This is a genomic window from Cellulomonas iranensis NBRC 101100 = JCM 18110, assembly GCF_001552375.1.
GTDB classification, from domain to species: Bacteria; Actinomycetota; Actinomycetes; order Actinomycetales; family Cellulomonadaceae; genus Cellulomonas; species Cellulomonas iranensis.
The window spans coordinates 1-5,584 of record NZ_BCRB01000135.1; the positions used below are offsets into that span (position 1 = coordinate 1).

Genomic DNA, 5,584 nt, shown 5'->3' on the forward strand with positions numbered 1-5,584 from the left:
GGTCGGTCTAGCGACGACGCACGGGCGGGGCGCCGCGTCGGGCTCGCGACCGTGCGGCTCGCCCCTGGCTGTCGGACGCCTCGCCCGACGCGGCGTCGGACGCGGGTGCGGCGGCGGCGAGCAGCCGCGCGAGCTCGTCGGGGCCGGGCAGGTCGTCGGGCACGACGGTGACACCCGCACCGACGTAGCAGAACGCCGCACGGACGACGTCGGGGTCGACGCCCGTCCACCGGGCCCACGCGATCCGGTAGACCGCGAGCTGCAGCTCGCGCGACGCGCGTTCGACGGGGTCGGACGGCGGCGATCCGGTCTTCCAGTCGACGACGACGACCGCGCCGGGCACGTCGGGGCGGTCGGGGTCCGGGAAGACCGCGTCGATGCGCGAGCGCAGCACGTACCCCCCGATCGTGGTCTCGACGTCGACCTCGACCGCGACCGGGGCGCGGTGCGCCCAAGGGGTCCGCAGGAACGCGGCACGGAGCTCGGTCTGGTCGGGGTCCCCCGGCAGCACGTCGTCGTCCGCGCCCGGCAGGTCGTCGACGTCGACGAGCGTCGCCTGCCCGAACCAGGCCTCGACCCACGCGTGGAAGGCGGTGCCGCGGCGGGCCTGCGGCGACGGCTCGCGCGGCACCGGGCGCCGCAGGTGGAGGGCGAACTGCTCGGGCTGCGCGTCGAGCCGCACGAGCGACGACGCCGACAGGTGCGCGGGCAGCGCGACGCGGCCGTCGCCGCGGCGCCGTGCGGCCTGCTCGGCGAGCAGCCGGTCGGCGAGCGCGTCCCAGTCCTCGGCGCCCGGGGCCGGGGGCGGACCGGGCGCCGGCGCGCCGTCCTGCTCGGCACGCAGCCGGTCCGCGGCCGCGCGGACCGCGGCAGCCGCGGCGGTCACGGCGTCACGCCGGGGCGCGGCACCGTCCACCGCGAACGGGTCCGCGGGCCACGTCGCGACCGCGACGCGCGCGGCACGGGGGTTCTCGGCGCCGGCCTCGGGCTCGTCGGCACGCGCGACCACGTCGACGAGCCCCGCGTCGACGAGCTCGGTGAGGAACGGCGAGACGCGGCGCGGCGCCTTCGGGTCGCCCCAGTACGCGGCCGAGAGCAGGAGGTCCTCACGCGCGCGGGTCACGGCGACGTACGCGAGCCTCCGCTCCTCGGCCACCTCGTGGTCGCCCGCGTCGAGGCGGAACCGCTCGAGCCGGTCGGCCAGCTCCTTGGGCGACTCCGCACCGCCGCACGCGAGCTGCGGCAGGTCGTCGGCGTCGCCGCGCAGCGGGTACGGCAGCACGCCGAGCCCGGTGAGCCACGCGGAGTCCTTGGGCCCCTCCTTGCCGAGCATCGGCGTCGCGGGCAGCCCGCCGTCGACCAGGCCCGCCACGGCGACGGCGTCCCACTCCAGGCCCTTCGACGCGTGCACGGTCATGACCTGCACCGCGTCGGGGTCCGGCTCGGTGACGGGCAGCTCGAGGCCGTCCTCGCGCGCGTCGGCGGCCTCGAGCCACGCGAGGAACGCGCCGAGGGTCGGGCGGTCGGCGCCGCGCGCAAACTCGCCGGCGACGTCGGCGAACGCGTCGAGGTGCGCGCGTGCGCGTGCCGGCGTCGTGTCGGCGCGCGCCTGCACCTCGATGTCGAGGCCGAACAGCCGCTCGGCCTCGTTCACCAGCTCGGGCAGCGACAGGCCCTGCTGCGCGCGCACGGCCCGCAGCACGCCCGCGAGGTCGACGAGCCGGCGGCGCCCCTCGGGCGTGAGCGAGCGCCCCGCGGGGCTGCGCCACCCCGCGGGCGGCGGGTCGTCGAGCGCGTCGACGAGGCTGCGCTCGTCGACCACGTCGGCCTCGACGCCGTCGACCTGCGCGACCCGGCCGCCGACGCGCGCGCCCTGGCGCGCCCAGTCGCCGAGCGCGTGCAGGTCGGCGGCCCCCAGGCGCGTGCGCGCGCCCGTGAGCAGCCGGACCACGGCGTCGCCGCGCGTCGGGTCGTGCGCGGCCTGCAGCACCGCGACGAGGTCGACGACCTCGGGCGTCGCGAGCAGACCACCGAGCCCCACGACCTCGACCGGCAGCCCCGCGGCCCGCAGCGCGCGCCGCAGCGGCTCGAACTGCGAGCGCTTGCGGCACAGCACCGCGGCCGTCCGCCGCCCCGCGGGGTGGCTGCCGGGCCGCCACCGGGGCGCGAGCCACGCGGCCACGGCGTCGGCCTCGTCCTCGACCGTGGCCGCGACGACGGCCTGCACGCTGCCCGTGCCGGCCCCCGGGCGCGCGGCCAGCCGCGGCACGTCGACGCGCACGCCCGCGGCCCGCAGCGGTGCCGCGACGTGGTTCGCCGCGTCGAGGACCGCCGTGTCGTTGCGCCACGACGTCGACAGCTGCGCGACATCCGCCGGGCGGCGGTCGGTCGGTCCCGCGGCGTCGCCGCCGACCACCGGGAACGCGGCCGGGAAGCGCGACAGACCGCCGGGGCTCGCACCGCGCCAGCCGTAGATCGACTGGTGCGGGTCGCCGACCGCGGTCACGGGGTGCCCGCCCGAGAACAGCGCCTGCAGCAGCACGAGCTGCGCGTACGACGTGTCCTGGTACTCGTCGAGCAGCACCACGCGGTAGCGCTCGCGCTCACCCGCACCGACCTCGGGCACGTCGCGCGCGATGCGTGCCGCGAGCGCGACCTGGTCGCCGAAGTCGAGGGTGTCGGCCGCGCGCTTGCGCGACCGGTAGTCGGCCACGAGGTCCAGCACGCGCGACCGCTCGCCGAGCGACGCGACGAGGTCCCGCACGCGCGCGTAGGGCGCGCGCGGCGGGGTCCCCGCCGGCGTCGCCTCGAGGTCGGCGACGATCGCGTCGATCCCTGCACGCGCCTGCGCGGGGTCGAGCAGGTGCTCGTCGAGCGCACCCGACAGCGCGAGCACGGCGTCGACGACGGTCGACGTGGCGGCCGACGTCTCGAGGTCCCCCGCCCAGGACTCGACGACCTGCGACGCGAGCTGCCACTGCGCGGCCTCCCCCAGCAGCCGCGCACCCGGCTCGACGCCGAGCCGCAGCGCGTGGTCCGACACGAGCGACGCCGCGTACGCGTGGTACGTCGACACGTGCGGCCGCGCGAGCTCGTCGAGGACCGCCGCGCCCGCCGGCAGCGTCACGCCCTCCGCGGCGGCCGCGCGCACGAGCGCGCGCAGCCGGCGCCGGACGCGCTCGGCGAGCTCGCCGGCGGCCTTGCGCGTGAACGTCAGGCCCAGCACCTGCTCGGGTGCGACGAGCCCGTTGCCGACGAGCCACACGACGCGCGCGGCCATGGTCTCGGTCTTGCCCGACCCCGCGCCGGCGACGACGAGCGACGGCCGCAGCGGGGCCTCGATCACGGCCCGCTGCTCGTCGGTGGGCGGGTGCTGCCCCACGAGCTGCGCGATCCGCAGCGCCGACAGCGTGCTCACGCGACCACCTGCCCGCCCTCGCCGCGCAGCGGGCACGAGCGGCGCACGGGGCAGCGGTCGCACAGCTCGTTGCCCCGCGCCTCGAAGCTCGCGGCGGCCATGCTCCCCGCGACCTCGTCGACGAGCGCGCGCGCCCAGCTCGGGCCGTCGTCCTCGGGCCCCAGCCCGTCCTGACGGCGCTGCGTCGGACCCCCGGAACCCTGCGCGAGGTGCACGAGCCGCGCGGCGACGCTCCGTGCGCCGTCCGGCAGGCCCGGCACGGCACCCGCGTCGACCGCGAGCTGGTAGGCGCCGAGCTGCGCGTGCTCGGCGGCCTGCGCGAGCGTCGGCACGCGCGAGCCGGTCTTGAGGTCGACGACCTCGACCGCCTCGGCGCCGTCGTCGGCCTCGGCCACCGCTCGCTCGACGCGGTCGATCGAGCCGCGCACGACCGCGCGGTCGGTCTCGAGCGTGAACGCGCCCTCGACGAGCAGCGGCTCGCCCGACGCGCGCAGGTACGCCGCGAGCCGCACGAGCATCGCGTCGGCCTTGCGGCGCGCCGCGACCGACGGCCAGCCCTCCCCCAGCGCCAGCTCGTGCCAGCGCCGGTCGAGCTCGGCGCGCAGCGTCGGCAGGTCGGCCGTGGGGTGCTCCTGCGCGATCGCGTGCACGAGCGTGCCGAGCGACTGCTGCGCGGACGACGCGGGCGTGCCGCCGGCCGCCTCGAGCGCCCACCGCAGCGCGCAGCGCTGCGCGGTCTCGAGCCGCGACGGCGACACGGGGACCTTCGCGCCCTCGGGCCACAGCGGCGCGTCGCTCGACGGGTCGGCGAGCCCGAACCACTGCGCGGGGTCGGCCCCGGGCACGCCGTGCGCCGCGAGGCGCGCGAGCGTGCGCGCGGCGGCCACGTCCTCGCGCCCCTCGGCCGCCGCACGCTCGAGCGTCGCGCGCAGCCGCGCCACCAGCCCGCGCAGGTCGAGCGGCGCCGGGGCGCTGGTCCGGCGCGGGTCGGGCGCACCGTCGTCCCCGCCCGGCTGCACGAGGTCGACGAACGGCGACGGGGTCGCGTCCTGGTCCTCGACGGCCGTCACCAGCAGCAGCTCGCGCGCACGCGAGCACGCGAGCGTGAACGCGCGCAGCTCGTCGGCGAGCACGGCCGCGCGCGCGGCACGCGGGCGCTCGTCGTCGGGACCGTCGGTCGCGCGGCCGTCGAGCACGTCGGCGAGCGCCTGCGCCCCGAGCATCGAGTCCCGCAGTCGCAGGTCGGGCCACGCACCGTCCTGCACGCCGACCACGGCGACCACGCGCCAGGACGCGCCGGCGGCGCCCGCGGGCGTCAGGACGCCGACGCCCGCGGCGCGCGACGCCGGTGCGAGCGAGTCGGCCGGGAGGTCCTGCGCGAGCACCCAGTCGACGAACGCCGCGGGCGTGGCCTGCGGCAGGCGCTCGACGAACGTCTCGGCCGCACGGAACAGCGCGAGGACCGCGTCGAGGTCGCGGTCGGCGCGCTCGCCCGCCGCACCGCCCGCGAGCGCGGTGCGCCGCCACGGCTCGGCGAGCCCCGCGCGGTCCCAGACGGCCCACAGCACGGCCTGCACGTCGGCACCGGGCGCCGCCGCGGCCTCCCGGCCGGCCTGCAGCAGCCCGGCGAGCCGCTCGACGGGGCGCCCGACGTGCGGTTCGAGGGTCGCGGCGCGGCCCGGCTCGGCCAGCGCCTCGACCAGCAGCGCGTCGCTCGACCGGCCGCCGCCGCCCGCGAGCTCCTCGGCCCGCAGCGCGCGTCGCACGCGGCGCAGCCCGACGGCGTCGAGCCCTCCCAGCGGCGAGCACGCGAGCCGCGTCGCGACGTCGGCGTCGAGCGCCGCCGCGTCGAGCACGACGCGCACCGCGTCGAGCAGCGGACGCACGGCGGGCTCGTCGCGCAGCGGCACGTCGCTGCCGACGACGCGGACGGGCACACCGGCCTGCGCGAGCGCACGGCGCACGGCTGTCGCGCGTGCGCCCGAGCGCGCGACGACCGCCATGTCGTCCCACGGCACCGCGTCCTGCATGTGCGCCCGCCGCAGCCGGTGGGCGACCCACGCGGCCTCCTGCGCCGCGCTCGGCAGGATCGCGACGCGCGCCGCGGGGCCCGCGGCGCGGTCCGCGGGCACCTCGGCGCGGCGGTGCGCCACGGTGCCGGCGGCC

At 79.3% G+C, this 5,584-nt stretch carries 2 protein-coding genes; both read right to left on the minus strand.

Annotated elements, in window-relative coordinates:
• Positions 1-7: 7 nt before the first annotated feature.
• Positions 8-3,418: an ATP-dependent helicase gene (locus tag CS2_RS17400; protein ID WP_082740339.1), complete on the minus strand. Its 3,411-nt coding sequence runs from the start codon at positions 3,416-3,418 to the stop codon at positions 8-10.
• Positions 3,415-5,584 (minus strand): UrvD/REP family ATP-dependent DNA helicase (locus CS2_RS17405; protein WP_070320923.1); only part of this gene is annotated, 2,170 nt, incomplete at its 5' end. The genes CS2_RS17405 and CS2_RS17400, both read right to left, overlap by 4 nt.